At 69.5% G+C, this 16,082-nt stretch carries 15 protein-coding genes; 11 read left to right on the plus strand and 4 right to left on the minus strand.

What is annotated here, in order from left to right:
• From VFX99_RS01015 to VFX99_RS01040, 6 genes are all read left to right on the plus strand, one after another.
• The coding region (locus VFX99_RS01015) for an ABC transporter permease (protein WP_329664459.1) at positions 1–512 on the plus strand (512 nt) is incomplete at its 5' end.
• On the plus strand, positions 512–1,354 hold the full coding sequence (locus VFX99_RS01020; protein WP_329664460.1) for an ABC transporter ATP-binding protein: 843 nt from the start codon (positions 512–514) through the stop codon (positions 1,352–1,354). The genes VFX99_RS01015 and VFX99_RS01020, both read left to right, overlap by 1 nt.
• The gene (locus tag VFX99_RS01025) at positions 1,351–2,202 is read left to right on the plus strand and encodes an ABC transporter permease (RefSeq protein ID WP_329664461.1); all 852 of its coding nucleotides are present in this window, start codon (positions 1,351–1,353) and stop codon (positions 2,200–2,202) included. Before VFX99_RS01020 ends, VFX99_RS01025 begins: the two co-directional genes overlap by 4 nt.
• Positions 2,203–2,296: 94 nt before the next feature.
• Positions 2,297–3,457, plus strand: coding sequence for an ABC transporter substrate-binding protein (locus VFX99_RS01030; RefSeq protein WP_329664462.1), 1,161 nt, complete (start codon positions 2,297–2,299; stop codon positions 3,455–3,457).
• 139 nt (positions 3,458–3,596) lie between these two features.
• Positions 3,597–4,907, plus strand: a complete 1,311-nt coding sequence (locus VFX99_RS01035) for an aspartate aminotransferase family protein (protein ID WP_329664463.1) — start codon at positions 3,597–3,599, stop codon at positions 4,905–4,907.
• A 157-nt stretch (positions 4,908–5,064) separates the two neighbouring features.
• Entirely contained in the window at positions 5,065–6,597 is a 1,533-nt protein-coding gene (locus tag VFX99_RS01040; protein ID WP_329664464.1) for a CoA-acylating methylmalonate-semialdehyde dehydrogenase, read from the plus strand.
• A 102-nt stretch (positions 6,598–6,699) separates the two neighbouring features.
• On the opposite strand, the gene VFX99_RS01045 is transcribed toward VFX99_RS01040, so the two are convergent.
• Positions 6,700–7,149, minus strand: coding sequence for an Lrp/AsnC family transcriptional regulator (locus VFX99_RS01045; RefSeq protein ID WP_329664465.1), 450 nt, complete (start codon positions 7,147–7,149; stop codon positions 6,700–6,702).
• A gap of 74 nt (positions 7,150–7,223) precedes the next feature.
• Here VFX99_RS01045 and VFX99_RS01050 point away from each other — a divergent pair, with 74 nt between their 5' ends.
• The 4 genes from VFX99_RS01050 (at position 7,224) to VFX99_RS01065 (ending at position 11,284) form a co-directional block, all read left to right on the plus strand.
• Positions 7,224–8,693, plus strand: coding sequence for a DUF6421 family protein (locus tag VFX99_RS01050; RefSeq protein WP_329664466.1), 1,470 nt, complete (start codon positions 7,224–7,226; stop codon positions 8,691–8,693).
• Positions 8,686–9,381, plus strand: coding sequence for an SDR family oxidoreductase (locus VFX99_RS01055; protein ID WP_329664467.1), 696 nt, complete (start codon positions 8,686–8,688; stop codon positions 9,379–9,381). The genes VFX99_RS01050 and VFX99_RS01055 overlap by 8 nt, the downstream gene beginning before the upstream one ends.
• 192 nt (positions 9,382–9,573) lie before the next feature.
• Positions 9,574–10,374, plus strand: coding sequence for a DUF1206 domain-containing protein (locus VFX99_RS01060; protein WP_329664468.1), 801 nt, complete (start codon positions 9,574–9,576; stop codon positions 10,372–10,374).
• Positions 10,375–10,459: 85 nt separating this feature from the next.
• Positions 10,460–11,284 (plus strand): alpha/beta hydrolase, encoded by an 825-nt coding sequence (locus tag VFX99_RS01065; protein ID WP_329664469.1) that lies wholly within the window; start codon positions 10,460–10,462, stop codon positions 11,282–11,284.
• 31 nt (positions 11,285–11,315) lie between these two features.
• Here VFX99_RS01065 and VFX99_RS01070 read toward each other — a convergent pair whose 3' ends face one another.
• The 3 genes from VFX99_RS01070 to VFX99_RS01080 form a co-directional block, all read right to left on the minus strand.
• Complete coding sequence (locus VFX99_RS01070; RefSeq protein ID WP_329664470.1) at positions 11,316–12,722, minus strand: FAD-binding oxidoreductase; 1,407 nt, start codon at positions 12,720–12,722, stop codon at positions 11,316–11,318.
• Positions 12,723–12,772: 50 nt separating this feature from the next.
• Positions 12,773–14,194, minus strand: coding sequence for an MFS transporter (locus tag VFX99_RS01075; RefSeq protein ID WP_329664482.1), 1,422 nt, complete (start codon positions 14,192–14,194; stop codon positions 12,773–12,775).
• Positions 14,195–14,339: 145 nt separating this feature from the next.
• Entirely contained in the window at positions 14,340–14,855 is a 516-nt protein-coding gene (locus tag VFX99_RS01080; RefSeq protein WP_329664471.1) for an SRPBCC domain-containing protein, read from the minus strand.
• 80 nt (positions 14,856–14,935) lie between these two features.
• Between VFX99_RS01080 and VFX99_RS01085 the strand changes: the two genes are divergently transcribed.
• A complete protein-coding gene (locus VFX99_RS01085) occupies positions 14,936–16,054 on the plus strand; it encodes a low specificity L-threonine aldolase (RefSeq protein WP_329664472.1) in 1,119 nt (372 codons plus the stop codon).
• Positions 16,055–16,082: the final 28 nt, after the last annotated feature.

The following is a 16,082-nucleotide window of genomic DNA, read 5'->3' on the forward strand; positions in this document are numbered from 1 at the left end:
TCATCCTCAGCCAGACGGTGCCGCTCATCGCGTTCGCACCGATCGGGAAGAGCTGGGGCTCGCGCATCGACATCGCCGGGGTCGAGTGGCAGGACTGGATGTCGGTGGCGCTCATCGCGTCCTACCTCGCGTTCTTCCCGATCGCGGTCGGGGCATTGCGCGGCCTGCAGTCGCCCGACCGCATCCACACCGAGCTCATGCACACCTACGCCGCAGGGTACTGGCCGACCCTGCTGCGACTTCGTTTCCCGGCATCCGTGCCGTATCTGCTGCCCGCCCTGCGCCTGGGCGCAGCCAACGCCGTGATCGGCGCCGTCGTGGCCGAGGTGTCGACAGGCCTGCAGGGCGGCATCGGCCGTCTGCTGATCCAGTTCGCAGGGCAGGCCTCGGGTGACCCGTCGAAGGCGTGGGGCCCCATCTTCGGCGCGATCGCCCTCGGGCTCGTGGCCGCGGGCTCCGTGGCAGTGCTCGGGCTGCTGCTGAAGGACTACCGACGAGGAGAGGCGACCTGATGGCCGTTCAGCACACGGAGCACGGCACGACGGCGGCCGCGGGGACGGATTCGGTCTCGGTGCGGGGCGTCACGAAGACGTTCGCCACCAAGACGGGCGATGTCAGCGCCCTCGAAGCGGTCGACCTGACGGTCGCCGAGGGCGAGTTCGTGGCGCTGATCGGCCCGTCCGGCTGCGGCAAGTCCACGCTCCTGCGGCTGATCGCCGACCTCGACACCCCGACGTCCGGCACCATCGAGGTCTTCGGCAAGCCCGCGACCCGCGCCCGCCGCGATCAGGACTACGGCATCGCGTTCCAGCAGGCGGGACTGCTGCCCTGGCGGACCGTCGCGGCCAACATCGCGCTTCCGCTCGAGCTGCACGGCGTTCCGGCCGCGCAGCGCAAGGTGCGGGTGGCCGAACTCGCCGAGCTCGTCGGGCTCACCGACTTCGCCGACCGGCATCCCGATCAGCTGTCCGGCGGAATGCAGCAGCGCGTCGCGATCGCGAGGTCGCTGGCCGAGCGGCCGCGGCTGCTTCTGATGGACGAGCCGTTCGGCGCCCTCGACGAGATGACCCGCGAGCGCATGCAGACCGAGCTCTCCCGGATCGCCGCCGAAACCGGCGCCGCGGTCGTGTTCGTCACGCACTCGATCCCCGAGGCGGTGTTCCTCTCCGACCGCGTCGTGGTCATGTCGCCGCGGCCCGGCCGGATCACCCAGATCATCGAGACCGGGTTCGGAAAGGATGCCGCGCGCGACGAGTCGCTGCGCGAGGCGCCGTCCTTCTTCGACCGGGTCACCGCGGTGCGCGAGGCCCTGCACGGCGTACCCGTGCCGATCGCCGGCCGGGAGGAGCGATGACGACGGTGGAGCCGGCGCAGCGACCGGCGCCGTCGCAGCCGGCAGCAGCTCCGGCCGAGCGCGCGGGATGGAGCCCCGCGACCGAGCGCCGTCTGCGCGTGATCGCCCCGATCACGGTCGGTGTGGCGGGGCTTGCGATCTGGCAGTTCCTGGTGAGCGTGGTCGGCGTCTCGGACTATTTGCTCCCCAGCCCCGCAGCGATCGCGCAGCAGTTCGCGCAGTTCGGGCCGGCGATCTGGCAGGCGGCTCTGGTGACCGGGACGAACGCGCTGATCGGACTGGTCGTCGGCACGCTGCTCGCGATCCTGCTGGCCGCGCTCGCCGCGCGCTGGCACGCGATCGACGGGATGTCGGCGCCGATCGTCGCCTCGCTCGCCGTCGTGCCGATCGTGGCGCTCGCCCCCGTGCTCAACTCGATGTTCGGCTCCGACAGCCAGTTCGGCCGGCAGGCGATCGCGGCCCTCGCCTCGTTCGTCCCCGTGTTCATCAACACCGTGCGCGGCCTGCGCCAGACCCGCCCGGTGCACCGCGACCTCATGCGCAGCTACGCCGCCACCGGCGCACAGTCGTTCCGCACCGTCACGCTGCCCACCGCTCTGCCCTACCTGCTGACGGGTGTTCGGATCGCGAGCTCCCTCGCGGTGATCTCCGCCCTCGTCGCCGAGTACTTCGGCGGTCCTCGCGGCGGACTCGGCAGCGCGATCTCGACCTCGGCCGCCACGAGCGCCTACGCGCGCGCGTGGGCGTACGTGGTGGCCGCGATCGTCGTCGGCCTGATCTTCTACCTCGCGACGGCGCTCATCGAGCGCCTCGTGCTCCGCCGCATCCCCGTGGGTGGTACGCAATGACGCGCACCGCCCGGGATGCGACGGTCCGTCGTCCTCGCTCGGCGAGGCCGGTCCCGCACCACGCACACCCGCAAGGGAACCCGAAAGGAACGTCATGAAACACAGCACACGTCGCGGCCTCGCGACAGGCGCGTTCGCCCTGTCGGCGGCGATCATCCTGACCGCCTGCTCCGGCGGAGGCGGCGAGACGCCGGACTCCGGCGACGACGGTGGCGGCGGCGAGCTGAAGCAGGTCAAGCTGCAGCTTCAATGGCTGCCGCAGGCGCAGTTCGCCGGCTACTTCGCCGCGGTCGACCAGGGCTACTTCGAGGAGGAGGGCCTGGAGGTCGAGATCATCCCGTCCGGCGGCGACATCGTCCCGCAGGACGCCCTCGCCAACGGTGACGTCGACTTCGCCATCGCCTGGGTGCCGAAGGTGCTCGGATCGATCGAGTCGGGCGCCAACCTGACCGACATCGCCCAGATCTTCCAGCGCTCGGGCACCCTCCAGGTGTCGTGGGCGGACTCGGGGATCGACTCGGTCGCGGACTTCGAGGGCAAGAAGATCGGATCCTGGGGCTTCGGCAACGAGTGGGAGATCTTCGCCGCGATGGCCGCCGAGAACCTCGACGCGTCGACGGTCGAGATCATCACGCAGGACTTCAACATGAACGCCTTCCTGCAGGGTGACATCGACGCCGCGCAGGCGATGACCTACAACGAGTACGCCCAGCTGCTCGAGACCGAGAACCCCGACACCGGCGAGCTGTACGAACCGGCGGACTTCAACGTCATCAGCTACCAGGACACCGTGGGCGCGATGCTGCAGGACGCCATCTGGGCAGACACCGAGAAGCTCGAGTCGGATGAGGAGTACGCCGACACCGCGGTGTCGTTCCTCAAAGCCGTCATCAAGGGCTGGATCTTCGCGCGCGACAACCCGGAGGAGGCCGCCGAGATCACCCTGGCCAACGGCTCCGCGTGGGGCCCGAGCCACGAGCTGTGGATGATGAACGAGATCAACAAGCTCATCTGGCCCGCAACGGCCGGCATCGGCATCATCGACGAGGCGGCCTGGAACCAGACCGTCGAGGGAGCGCTGGCCGCGGTCAACGAGACCGGAGCGCACCTGATCACGCAGGAGCCGCCGGCGACGGCGTACAGCAACGAGTACATCCAGGAGGCGCTGGACGAGCTCAGCGAGGACGGCGAGCTTGACCTGCTCGGCGAGGACTTCGAGCCGATCGAGGTCGAGCTGCAGCCGGCCGGCAACTAGCCGGCGAGCGGGATTCCGGTCGCCGGACGCGTCGATTCATCGCACGCGCCCGGCGACCCGGCCCGCCCGGCTCGCTACGCTCGCTGAGTGACCGGCTGCTCGCGACGACGCGGGGCGCCGCGAAAGGAGATCGCACGCTATGACGGATCAAGACCTGGACGCCCAGGCGAAGACGCTCGACCGCGAGTTCGTGTTCCACTCCTGGCTGGCCCAGGCGAACCTCGACCTCCCTGTGATCGCGGGCGGGTCGGGGGCCACCGTATGGGACCACGCCGGCAACCGGATGCTGGACTTCGCGAGTCAGCTGGTCAACGTCAACATCGGACATCAGCACGCCGCCGTCGTTCAGGCGATCCAGGAGCAGGCGAGCACCCTGGCCACGATCGGCCCCGCGACCGCCAACCTCACGCGCGGCCGAGCCGCGCAGCGCATCATCGGCAAGGCGCCCGACGGCTTCGCCAAGGTGTTCTTCACCAACGGGGGAGCGGACGCCAACGAGAACGCCGTCCGCATGGCGCGACTGCACACGGGGCGCGACACGGTGCTGTCCACCTACCGCTCGTACCACGGCAACACCGGCGCGGCGATCGTCGCGACCGGCGACTGGCGACGGATGCCGAACCAGTACGCCCGCGGGCACGTGCATTTCTTCGGCCCCTACCTGTACCGCAGTGAGTTCTGGGCGACCACGCCAGAGGAGGAGTCCGCGCGGGCTCTGCACCACCTCGAGCGCGTGATCGTCTCCGAAGGGCCGGCGACGATCGCCGCGGTCCTTCTGGAGTCGGTTCCCGGCACGGCCGGCATCCTGATTCCCCCACCCGGCTATCTCGCCGGCGTGCGCGAGCTGTGCGACCGGTACGGCATCATCCTCATCCTCGACGAGGTGATGGCCGGCTTCGGCCGCACCGGCCGCTGGTTCGCGTTCGAGGGCTACGACGTGGTGCCCGATCTCATCACCTTCGCGAAGGGTGTCAACTCGGGCTACGTTCCGGTCGGCGGCGTGATCATCTCCGACGAGATCTCGGCGACGTTCGACGACCGGGTGTTCCCCGGCGGGCTCACCTACAGCGGGCACCCGCTCGCCGCGGCATCCATCATCGGTTCGATCGACGCGATGGAGGCCGAGGGGATCGTGGAGCACGCCCGCCGCATCGGCGACGAGGCGATCGGGCCGGGCCTGGCGGATCTCGAGCAGAAACATCCGCTCATCGGCGAGGTCCGCGGCGAGGGCGTCTTCTGGGCGATCGAGCTGGTCGCAGACCGCGGAACGCGCGAACCCGTCGCGGCCAGCGTGATCGGGCAGCTGAAGAAGGAGCTGACCGCGCGGGGCCTCGTGCCGTTCGCGGCCGACAACCGGATCCACGTCGTACCGCCGTGCGTGGTGACCGACGACGAGGTCGCCCAGGCGATTTCGATCTACGACGAGGCCCTGACGGTGGTCGAAGCCTGACGTCGTTGCTCGCGAGAGTGCACGTCCCGCTCGCGAGGGTGCATGTCCTTGCTCGCGAGAGTGCACGCAATCCTCGCGAGGGTGCACTATCCGCCACTGAATCCGCAACCTAACCTGGAAATGAACGTGCCCACGAGGCCAGGAAGAAGGAAGACCCATGACCGACACCACCACACTCGAGCAGACGAAGGAGTCTGCCACCACGATCCTCGACCACTGGGTCGACGGCGGCACGTGGAGCGGAGCATCCGCGCGGACGTCCCCGGTGTACAACCCGGCCTGGGGCACGGTGCAGCGCGAGGTGCGCCTCGCCTCCACCGCCGACGTCGACGCCGCAGTGGCCTCCGCAACGGCGGCCTGGGGGCAGTGGCGCGATTCGAGCATCGCCAAGCGCCAGGGCGTGCTGTTCGCGTTCCGCGAGCTGCTGAACGCGCGCAAGCAGGAGCTCGCCGAGATCCTGACCTCCGAGCACGGCAAGGTGCTCTCCGACGCGCTCGGCGAGATCGCCCGCGGCATGGAGGTCGTCGAGTTCGCCTGCGGACTCGGCCACCTCACCAAGGGGGCCTATTCCGAGAACGTGTCGACCGGAATCGACGTCTACACCCTGCGCCAGCCGCTGGGAGTCGTAGGCATCATCAGCCCGTTCAACTTCCCCGCGATGGTGCCGCTGTGGTTCTTCTCGATCGCGCTCGCGGCCGGCAACGCCGTGATCCTCAAGCCCTCGGAGAAGGACCCCAGCGCCGCGAACTGGATGGCCGCACTCCTCAAGGAGGCGGGGCTCCCGGACGGCGTGCTGAACGTCGTGCACGGTGACAAGCAGGCGGTCGACGCGCTGCTCGAGCACCCCGACGTCCGGGCGATCTCGTTCGTGGGCTCGACGCCGATCGCGCGCTATGTGTACGAGACGGCGACCCGAGCAGGAAAGCGCGTGCAGGCCCTCGGTGGCGCGAAGAACCACATGCTGGTGCTGCCCGACGCCGACCTCGACCTGGCCGCGGACGCCGCCGTCAACGCGGGCTTCGGCTCCGCCGGTGAGCGCTGCATGGCGATCTCGGTCGTGCTGGCGGTCGACACGATCGCCGACGAGTTCGTCGAGAAGGTCAGTCAGCGCATGGGCACGCTGCGCACGGGCGACGGCACCCGCGGCTGCGACATGGGCCCTCTCATCACCGAGGTGCACCGCGACAAGGTCGCGTCCTACATCGATGTCGCGGCATCCGATGGTGCGTCCGTCGTCGTGGACGGACGCGACGTCGAGCCGGACGGCGATCCCGACGGGTTCTGGCTCGGTCCAACCCTGATCGACAAGGTGCCGACGTCCTCGTCGGTGTACCGCGACGAGATCTTCGGCCCGGTGCTTTCGGTCGTGCGAGTCGAGGGCTACGAAGAAGGCCTCGGCATCATCAACGGCAGCCAGTACGGCAACGGCACGGCCATCTTCACCAACGACGGCGGCGCGGCGCGGCTGTTCCAGCGCGAAGTGCACGTCGGCATGATCGGCATCAACGTGCCGATCCCGGTCCCGGTGGCCTACCACTCGTTCGGCGGCTGGAAGGCCTCGCTGTTCGGCGACGCCAAGGCGTACGGCCCGCACGGGTTCGACTTCTTCACGCAGGAGAAGGCGGTCACCTCGCGCTGGCTCGACCCGTCGCACGGCGGCCTGAACCTGGGCTTCCCCCAGCACGACTAGCGCCTCGTTTCCGACCGCGAGACTGCAGCTGCGGGTCGAGACTGCGGGTGGGACCCGCAGTCTCGCCACCCGGTTGCAGTCTCGCGGTCGTCGGCGGCGCGGTCAGGCGTCCAGCGCGATCGGCCGGTTCTCGTAGAACGTCTGCAGCACCACCGTCGTGCGCGTGCTCACCGACGCGGCGAGCCGGATGTCGCGGATCAGCGCCTCGAGGTCTCGCGGCGTCGCCACCCGCACGAACAGGATGTAGCTGGCGTCACCCGCGATGGAATGGCACGCCTCGATCGCTGCCAGGTGCTCGAGCAGCTCCGGCGCGTTGTCGGGCTGGGACGGATCCAGCGGCGTGATCTCGATGAACGCCGAGAGCGATCTGCCGACCGCGTCAGGGTCGAGGATCGCGCGGTAGCCGGCGATGACACCCGTGCTCTCCAGGCGCCGCAGCCGCGCCTGCACAGCCGACACTCCCAGCCCGACGCTCTCGGACAGCTGGGCGAGAGTGGCTCGCGGGTCGCGGGAGACCTCGGTCAGGATCGCCAGGTCGACAGGATCATCCATGGCATGGAAGAATACCGGTTGAATACCCACAACACCGGAATATTTCCGCCCTAAACCCCCGATCGGAGGGTCTCATGCCCGTCACCCAGGCTTCGCACACCCGTGCCGCCCAGGCCAGCGCCGGCGAACCCGTGCCTCGATACGCCCCTTCGGAGCTCATCGACGACCGGGTGGATGTCGCCGCGGCAGAGGACTCCCCCGCCTGGCACGCGCTGAAGAACGCGGCGATCGCCCTCCAGGCCATCCAGGCGCAGGACGGTTCGATTCCGGATGCCGCGCACCACGCTTCTGCGCGCGCACACGTGACGACGATCATCGCCGCGATCGAGCAGCTGCGCCCGCTGTTCCCGCACGATGACGCGTACCTGGCGGCATCCGTCGCGGACTTCCGCCGTTGGGCCGCGGAGGACTTCGGCGTCCCGGACTTCCTCGACTCGCTCAACGCCTTCCAGCCGCAGAATCACCGCATCGACGGGATCCGTCATCTGGTCGTCTTCCCGATGTACACGCAGAACGGCTCCTCGGAGCGCCACGTCGAGGCGCTGATCGTCGAGGTGATCTGGCCGGAGTTCATCGAGCAGCTCGAGACGGAGTACGTCAACCGGCTGTTCGTGTCGCTGCGCCTGATCGACTTCACCCCCGGCTACGACACGAACTCGGCGGTGCTGTTCCCTGAGACGGTCGCGATGCGCGAGATCCCGGCCTTCACATGGGGCGCGATCTTCCAGGACCGCGAAGCCGCCCGGTACCGGAGGGTCGTGCGCGCGGCATCCGGGATCACCAAGCTCGACTTGCCCGACGAAGCGGCGCGGATGCTGGAGGATCAGGCGCTCACGGAGAAGACGTTCGTGATGTGGGATCTCATCCACGACCGCACGCACATGCGCGGCGACCTGCCGTTCGACCCGTTCATGATCAAGCAGCGGATGCCGTACTTCCTGTATTCGCTCGAGGAGCTGCGCTGCGACCTGACGGCGTTCCGCGAGTGCGTCGCGATCCAGAAGCGCCTGCGCGAGCGCGCCGAATCCGGCGCGGTGCTGAGCTCCGCCGAGGCTGAGATGCTCGAGCACGCGCGGCTGGTGCAGTACGCCGTGATCTTCGACCGGATCTTCCGGTTCGCCATCACCGGCAGTCGGATGCGCAACTACGACGCCGTCGGCGGTCAGCTGCTGTTCGCGTGGCTGCACCAGCGGGGCGTGCTGCACTGGACCGACACGTCCCTCGCCTTCGACTGGGACGAGGTCCCGGCAGCGGTCGTCGCCCTCGGCGATGCGATCGACGAGCTGTACTGGCGCTCGATCGATCGCCCGAAGGTCGCGCACTGGTTGGCGGCGTACGAGCTCGTGCGGGCGACGCTCACCCCGAACCCCGCATCCAAGTGGGCGCGGGGCCTGCCCGACGAGGTGCTCGCCGGCGCGCCGAAGGGCTACACCGACGAGGTCCTTCCCGACGAATTCCCGCTTTCGATGTTCTTCGAGGCGCTCGAGAAGAAGATGCGGCCCGTGATCGAGTCGACGGCCGGCATCCGCGCAAGCGATGGCTGAGTCCATGTCGGGCGAGCAGGACTCCGGCGTCGCGGGGCGCTTCGTGCTGGTCGCCGGCGCGACGAGCGCCTCCGGCCTCGCGGTCACGCGGGCTCTGGCTTCGGCCGGGGCGCGCGTGGTCGCGGTCGGGCACGACGCCGGCAAGCTCGAGCGCCTCGCGGGCGACGTGCCGGGCATCCGCACCGACGTGTGCGACCTCACCGACGAGGCGGCGGTCCGCGGTCTCGCCGAGCGTCTGCACGGCACTGCCGAGCGCGTGGACGGCGTGATCCATCTCGTCGGCGGATGGCGCGGCGGAGGCGGGCTCGCCGGCCAGAGCGAGGTCGACTATCGGTTCCTGGAGCGGTCGTTCACTGCCCTGCGTCTCGTGAGCCGCGCGTTCGACGACGATCTGCGCGCCTCCACCGGCGGACGTCTGGCGATCGTCTCCTCCGCAGCCGTGGCACGGCCGCTCGCCGGCGGCGCGAACTATGCGGCGGTCAAGGCCGCGAGCGAGGCGTGGACCCGGGCGGTCGCCCAGGGGTTCACCAAGAACGCGAAGGATGCCGGAACGCCGCTCTCCGCCGCGGCGGTCGCCTTCCGGGTCAAGAGCCTGGAGGGTCTGGAGGACACGCTCGCCGGCGCGGTGGTCGGCCTCTGGGCACAGGATGCGGCATCCCTCAACGACACTGTGATCGCCCTCGACTAGCGGCACCCGGCCGGATCGTCGGGCGATCGCCGCCGGCATCCCCCGCGCAGGAGCGCAACGCGACAGACTGTAGCGACGGCGTCGCGTAAGCGATCGATGCGTTCCGCGTCTTGAGGGTACAGAGACCGGCCGGCGAGGGATTGAGGAACGACAGATGAAGCGCATTCTTGACTCTCGTGCAGAGGGTTCCGCATGAGCGCCCCCAAGTCCGCCGCCCAGGCGGCTGAGGGTTCGACGGTATTCCGCGTCGTCGCCCGAATCGGATACGTGGTACTCGGCATCCTGCACATCGTCATCGGTGTCATCGCAATCTCGTTCGTGATGGGCGGCGGTGGTGAGGCCGACCAGGGCGGCGCCATGGAGCAGATCGCGAGTGCGCCGATGGGCGTGCTGCTGCTGTGGCTCATCGTTCTGGGGCTGGTGGCGCTCGCGATCTGGCAGATCGCCGAAGCGCTCCTCGAGCGCAACCCCGACACGAAGAAGAAGTGGGGTTACCGGCTCAAGTACCTCGGCACCGCCGTGGCTTACCTCGGCATCGCCTTCACCGCCCTCGTCTACGCGCTCGGCGGGCAGTCGGACTCCTCGCAGTCCTCGCAGTCGTTCAGCGCCCAGCTGATGTCGTCACCGGGCGGCGTGGTCCTGCTCGTTCTGTTCGGCCTCCTCATCGCCGGCATCGGAATCGCGTTCATCGTCCGCGGCTTCACGCGCGCGTTCAAGAAGCACCTCGACCTGCCGCCGGACCCGGCCGGCAGGGGCATCGTGGCGTTCGGCGTCGTCGGCTACGTCGCCAAGGGCATCGCCGTCGCCGTCACGGGCGTGCTCTTCGTCGTGGCAGCGCTCACCCATGATCCCGAGACCGCGGGCGGGCTCGATGCCGCGGTCCGCACCCTCGCGGGACTACCGTTCGGACCGATCATCCTGTGGATCGTCGGCATCGGGCTGATCCTCTACGGCCTGTTCTGCTTCGCCCGCGCCCGCTACGCCAGGATGTAAGTCAGCGACACCGCTGCGCCCGCTCATCGGGGCGCGTTTCGGGCGGTCGCTCGAAACGTGGCGCCTGCGCTCAAGAAAGGCGACGATGCCCGAGATCACGAGTTCCGACGGGGTGCGGCTGAACTACCTGGAGTCGGGCGACCCGCACGGACGCCCGGTCGTTCTCGTGGCCGGCTTCAAAGCGCCCGCGACCAGCTGGAACCCGCAGCTGGCCGCGCTCGAGGGTGCGGGCTACCGCGTGATCGCGCTGGACCGCCGTGGCCACGGCGCGTCAGCCGTCGGCCCGGACGGCGCGCACACGATGGATTCGCACGGCGCCGACATCGGCGAGGTGATCGCCGCACTGGGCCTGGCGGATGCGACCGTGGTCGGGCAGTCGATGGGCGGCAACTCGATCTGGGCCCTCCTTGCAGCGGGTCGCGTGAACGGCATCCGCGACGTCGTGATCGTGGACCAGACTCCGAAGATGCTGAACACCCACGACTGGCCTTACGGGTTCTACGGGTACGACGAGTCGAACGCCGACACCTACTTCGCGAGCGGCATCCCCGACCCCGGGCGACACTCCGTCGCCTCGAAAGGGCCGGTCCGCGTCGCGCGACTGCTCAGGGCGACCGACCTCAAGGCCGCTCGAGCGGGTTTCACAACTGCGGAACTCGAGCTGTTGGGCGACCACGCGAAGCGCGACTGGCGACCGGCGATCGCGGCGTCCCCCGTGCCGGCGCTGTTCGTCGCCGGGCGCGAGAGCGAGATCTGGCCGTGCGAGCACGCGGCCGCGGCAGCCGCGCTGAATGCCGCGGCAACCTCGACCGTGATCGACAAGGCCGGGCACGCGACGAACATAGAGCAGCCGAAGGCGTTCAACGAGGTTCTGCGGAACTGGCTGGCCCGCCGGCCTGCGGCTGCCTAGGCGTCGATACGGCGCCGCCGTCCCGCTCAGATCAGAAGGCCTTGCCCGGGTTGAGCGTGCCGCGGGGGTCGAGTGCTGCCTTGATGTCGCGGTGCATGGTCAGGACGCGTTCGCCGAGCTCCTTTCGCGCGCCCGGGAGCTTGAGCAGGCCGACTCCGTGCTCACCGGTCACTGTTCCGCCGAGGTCGCCGCAGTCCTCGACGATGCGGTCGAACGCGCTCTTCGCCCGCTCTTTGGCGGCGTCGTCTCCGTCGGGAGCGATGATCAGCGGATGCAGGTTGCCGTCGCCCGCGTGCGCGATCGTCGCGATCACGACATCGTGCCGTGCAGCGGTCTTCCGGATGCGTGCAAGCATCTCGGGCACCGCCCGGCGCGGCACGCAGATGTCTTCGGTGAGCACCGGGCCCAGTCGCTCGAGAGCCGGGTAGGCCAGCCGCCGCGCCAGGAAAAGACGGTCGACCTCTGCCGGATCGACGGCCTGATCGACGGCGAGCGCACCGGCATCGCGCATGAGAAGAGCGACGGATGCCGCGGCCTCCGCCCCGGGCGCGCCCGGCTCGTCGACGGTGGCGAGCAGGAGCGCGGCGGCGTCGTGCGGCAGCCCGAGCCCCTGCCAGTCGTCCACGGCGCGGACGCACATCTCATCGATCAGCTCGAGCGCCGACGGGATGATCCCGGCTGCGGTGATCGCGGCGACGGCATCGCCGGCGGCCTCGAGTGAGGCGAACGAGCCGACGATCGCGCGCTCCTCGCGGCCGCCGAGGGGCAGCAGCGACAGCGTCACCTCGGTGATGATGGCCAGGGTGCCCTCGGATCCCACCAGGAGCGCCGTGAGGTCGTACCCCGTCGCCCCCTTCGCGGTGCGCCTGCCCAGCTGCACGATGTCTCCGTCGGCGAGCACGACGCGCATGCCGAGCACGTAGTCGCGCGTGACGCCGTACTTGACGCAGCAGATGCCGCCTGCGTTCGTTGCGACGTTGCCGCCGATGGTCGAGATCCGATAGCTCGCCGGATCGGGCGGATACCAGAGTCCGTGTGCGGCGACGGCGCTGCGGAGCGCGTCGTTGATCACTCCCGCTTGCGCGACGGCGTATCGCTCTGCGGCGTTCACCTCGAGCACCCGCGTCATGCGCTCCAGCGAGAGCACGATCGCCTTCTCGAGGGCATTGGCTCCGCCCGACAGACCCGTGCCGGCCCCGCGCGCGACGACAATGAGTCCTTCCGCCGCCGCGAACCGCACGACCGCCGCCACGTCCTCGGTCGTCTCCGCCAGCACGACGGAGAGCGGCCGGTGGTACTCCGCCCACTCGGCGTCATCGTGCGCGTAATCGTCGCGCCGCTCCGCATCGGAGATCACCTGATCGGGACGGAGGATGTCACGAAGCCGTGCGGCCGCCGAGTCGGCAGCAGCAAGAGCCGCGGGTGAGTCGGCGCGCATGAGCCGACTCTAGCCACCGCCACGGCGGCGCGCTCCGCGATGAACCGCTCTCAGCGGCGCCGCCCCGATCCCTCCGCGTCAGCGCGGGCCGGGTCGTCCGCGGCCGTGTCCGCGGAACCCGGCGTCCCGTTCTCGGTCGAGCCGGCCGCGGCGCCCTCGCCTTCACCCGAAGCCGGTTCGGGAGCCCGCTCGTACTCCTCGGAAAGAGTCCGGTAGCTGCGCGTCGTGAATGCGAGCAGTGCGACCACGACCATGACCAGGCCGCTGACGAGGAACACCAGTGCGATGCCTCGAGCCTCGCCGTCGCCGAGCAGCCATCCCCACGTCTGCTGACCGGCGTCCGACTCCATGTAGGGGATGATCCAGAACTGGGCGATGGGTGCGATCAGGAACGCCGTGACCGGGGCGGCGGCCGCCTCGAGAGCGGAGGCGAGGCCGAACACGCGGCCCTGCGTGCGGAACGGCACGACCTTCTGGATCACGGTCTGCTCGGATGCCTCCACCGCGGGCACCAGCGCCATGTACGCCCAGATGCCGACGGCGTACAGCCACCACCATTCCCGGATCGTGAAGAGCGCGCCGAGGATGCCCATCGCGACGACGACGAGGAGCATCGTGCGGATCGGGTTGCGCCCGAGCCCCCGCGCCGCGATCACGATGCCGCCGATGATGAAGCCGGTGGACGCGACGCCGAGCACGACGCCCCACCACTCGACGGGGAACAGCGTGAGACCGTACGGGTCCATCAGGGCCATGTAGACGCCGCCGATGAGGTTGTTGAACGTCGCGAAGATGATGAGAGCGAACAGCCCGGGGGCCGAGCGGATCGCACGGATGCTGCCCCGGAAGTCCACGATCGGCTGCCGCTCGCCGTCGCGCACCGGCTTCTCTTCGGGGATTCGCAGGAACGAGATGTGCACCAGGGCGAGGAGGGTGAACGCGATGGCGATGGCGAGCGTCCAGCCCATCCCGAGGAAGCCGATCGCCAGCCCGCTGAGCACACTGGTGACCGCGAAGGCGATGCCCTGCACGGTGCCCACCATGCCGTTGGCGTTCGCATGCCGCTCGACCGGGACGAGGAGGGTGACGGTCGTCGACAGCGCGATGTTGCGCATGTTCTCGATCACGCCGCCGAACAGGATGATCCCGGAGAACAGCCAGAACCACGGTCCGCCGAGGTCGAGCAGAGCGGATTCGGGCTGCGCGAGGTAGATCACGCCCGCGATGAGGAACGCCGTCAGGGTGACCAGGCTCGAGAACACCATCACCACGTGCTTGCGGTAGCGGTCGACTATCGTGCCGAAGACCATCGAGAAGATCGCCACGAACAGCATGTACGCGCCGCCGATGATGCCGGTGGCGAGCACCGACTGGGTCTCGATGTACACCCAGAACGTGAGCGCGAACCACAGGAAGCTCGTCGTGATGTTCGCGAGTGCGGTGTTGACGAGCACCTGGATGAACGTGCGCATCCCGCCGGGGGGTGGCACGACATCGCGATGCGGTGCCGCCGCCTGCTCCGCCGATCCGCTGCTGGTGGGCGCGAGCGCACCCGAGTCGCCGGGAGTGGTCATTTCGCGAGGATACCCAGGGGCTCCGACATCCGGAACCCCACTCCTACGGGGGCGGCTGCTGCGGCGTCGCCTCCACGAGGGCGGCCATCTTGTCCAGGCACTGCTCGAGACCGCCGCGCGAGAGATCCCGCGCCCCCTCGGTCGTGTAGCCGCGCTCGGTCATGTCCAGGCGGGTGCGACCGTCGTCCAGCCGCGTCAGCACGACCTCGTGCTCGCCATGATCCGGCACGCCCTCAGCCGGGATGCCCGCCTCGCTCGCCGAGATCGCATCGCCCTCGGCATCCGCGAAATGGAAGACGTAGCGAAGCAGCCGGCGCGGTTCGATCTCGGTGATGTCCCAGGTGGTGTGCTGCTCGAAACCGCCCCACTCCGCGGGCGCGCGCATCGTCACGAAGATGCGTCCGCCGGGCCGCAGGTCGACCTCCGCGCGAGGACACGTGAAGCCGGCCGGACCCCACCACTCGCGCAGATCCCGCGGTTCTGTCCATGCCGCCCAGACGCGCTCGACGGGAGCGTCGAATTCCCGCTGCACACGCACCTCGAAGGTCTTCTCCGCCATCTTCCACTCCCTCGCCGCATCCACCTCCCCCCGACCGTAGCGCCGAGCTGGACGGAGCGCACCGCCCGTAGGCTGGAAGCGTGACTCCGCTCCACGACACCGCCCTGCGGGGCTTCGCGTCCGACAACTACTCCGGCATCCATCCCGAGGTCCTCGCGGCGATCGACGCGGCGAACGACGGCCATCAGGTCGCGTACGGCGAGGACGAGTACACCACGCGGCTGCAGGAGGTGTTCGCGCAGCACTTCGGCGACGGGGTCGAGGCGTTCCCGGTCTTCAACGGCACCGGCGCGAACGTCGTCGGCCTGCAGTCGATGCTTCCCCGCTGGGGCGCCGTGATCGCGGCATCCTCCGCGCACATCAACGTGGACGAGGGCGGTGCACCCGAGCGCGTGGCGGGGATCAAGCTCCTCACCGTCCCGACCGGCGACGGCAAACTCACCCCCGAGCTCATCGACCGCGAGGCGTGGGGATGGGGAGACGAGCACCGGGCGCAGCCGCTCGTGGTGTCGGTGACGCAGTCCACTGAGCTCGGGACCGTCTATTCGGTCGACGAGCTGCGCGCCATCGCCGACCACACGCACGCGCTCGGGATGAAGCTGCACATGGACGGCGCGCGCGTCTCCAACGCGGCGGCGTCCCTCGACCTGCCGCTGCGCTCCTTCACCCGCGACATCGGCGTGGACGTGCTGAGCTTCGGCGGGACCAAGAACGGCGCCATGCTCGGTGAGGCCATCGTCGTGCTGGATCCCGAGGCCTCCGCCGGACTGACCTTCCTGCGCAAGCTCAACATGCAGCTCTCGAGCAAGATGCGGTTCGTGTCGGCTCAGCTCATCGCCCTTCTGGAGGGCGACCTCTGGCTTCGCAACGCGTCGCACTCGAACGGCATGGCCGCGCGGCTGCGCGCGGGAGTCGAGGCGGGGCTCGCCGACGGATCGATCCGGGACGTCGCGTTCACCCAGCGCACGCAGGCCAACGGCGTCTTCGCGACTCTTCCCGACGGAGTCGCCGATCGGCTGCGCGCGTCCTTCCGCTTCTACGACTGGGATGCCGCGCGCAGCGAGGTGCGCTGGATGTGCAGCTTCGACACGACCGAGGCCGACATCGATGCGTTCCTCGCCGCGATCGCCCGCGAGACCACCGACCCCGACCGGTCACCGGTGCGCGGCGTGGAGTCGCCGCACGTCCAGGTCGAGTAGCACGCACCCGGCCCGCTCGGTCGCGCGC

The organism is Microbacterium sp., assembly GCF_036277215.1.
Classification (GTDB): domain Bacteria; phylum Actinomycetota; class Actinomycetes; order Actinomycetales; family Microbacteriaceae; genus Microbacterium.

Bases quoted from the DNA above. Each gene is read 5' to 3' on its own strand.
- VFX99_RS01020 (WP_329664460.1), top strand. From the start codon at position 512: ATGGCCGTTCAGCACACGGAGCACGGCACGACGGCGGCCGCGGGGACG.
- VFX99_RS01025 (WP_329664461.1), top strand. From the start codon at position 1,351: ATGACGACGGTGGAGCCGGCGCAGCGACCGGCGCCGTCGCAGCCGGCA.
- VFX99_RS01030 (WP_329664462.1), top strand. From the start codon at position 2,297: ATGAAACACAGCACACGTCGCGGCCTCGCGACAGGCGCGTTCGCCCTG.
- VFX99_RS01035 (WP_329664463.1), top strand. From the start codon at position 3,597: ATGACGGATCAAGACCTGGACGCCCAGGCGAAGACGCTCGACCGCGAG.
- VFX99_RS01040 (WP_329664464.1), top strand. From the start codon at position 5,065: ATGACCGACACCACCACACTCGAGCAGACGAAGGAGTCTGCCACCACG.
- VFX99_RS01045 (WP_329664465.1), bottom strand. From the start codon at position 7,149: ATGGATGATCCTGTCGACCTGGCGATCCTGACCGAGGTCTCCCGCGAC.
- VFX99_RS01050 (WP_329664466.1), top strand. From the start codon at position 7,224: ATGCCCGTCACCCAGGCTTCGCACACCCGTGCCGCCCAGGCCAGCGCC.
- VFX99_RS01055 (WP_329664467.1), top strand. From the start codon at position 8,686: ATGGCTGAGTCCATGTCGGGCGAGCAGGACTCCGGCGTCGCGGGGCGC.
- VFX99_RS01060 (WP_329664468.1), top strand. From the start codon at position 9,574: ATGAGCGCCCCCAAGTCCGCCGCCCAGGCGGCTGAGGGTTCGACGGTA.
- VFX99_RS01065 (WP_329664469.1), top strand. From the start codon at position 10,460: ATGCCCGAGATCACGAGTTCCGACGGGGTGCGGCTGAACTACCTGGAG.
- VFX99_RS01070 (WP_329664470.1), bottom strand. From the start codon at position 12,722: ATGCGCGCCGACTCACCCGCGGCTCTTGCTGCTGCCGACTCGGCGGCC.
- VFX99_RS01075 (WP_329664482.1), bottom strand. From the start codon at position 14,194: ATGCGCACGTTCATCCAGGTGCTCGTCAACACCGCACTCGCGAACATC.
- VFX99_RS01080 (WP_329664471.1), bottom strand. From the start codon at position 14,855: ATGGCGGAGAAGACCTTCGAGGTGCGTGTGCAGCGGGAATTCGACGCT.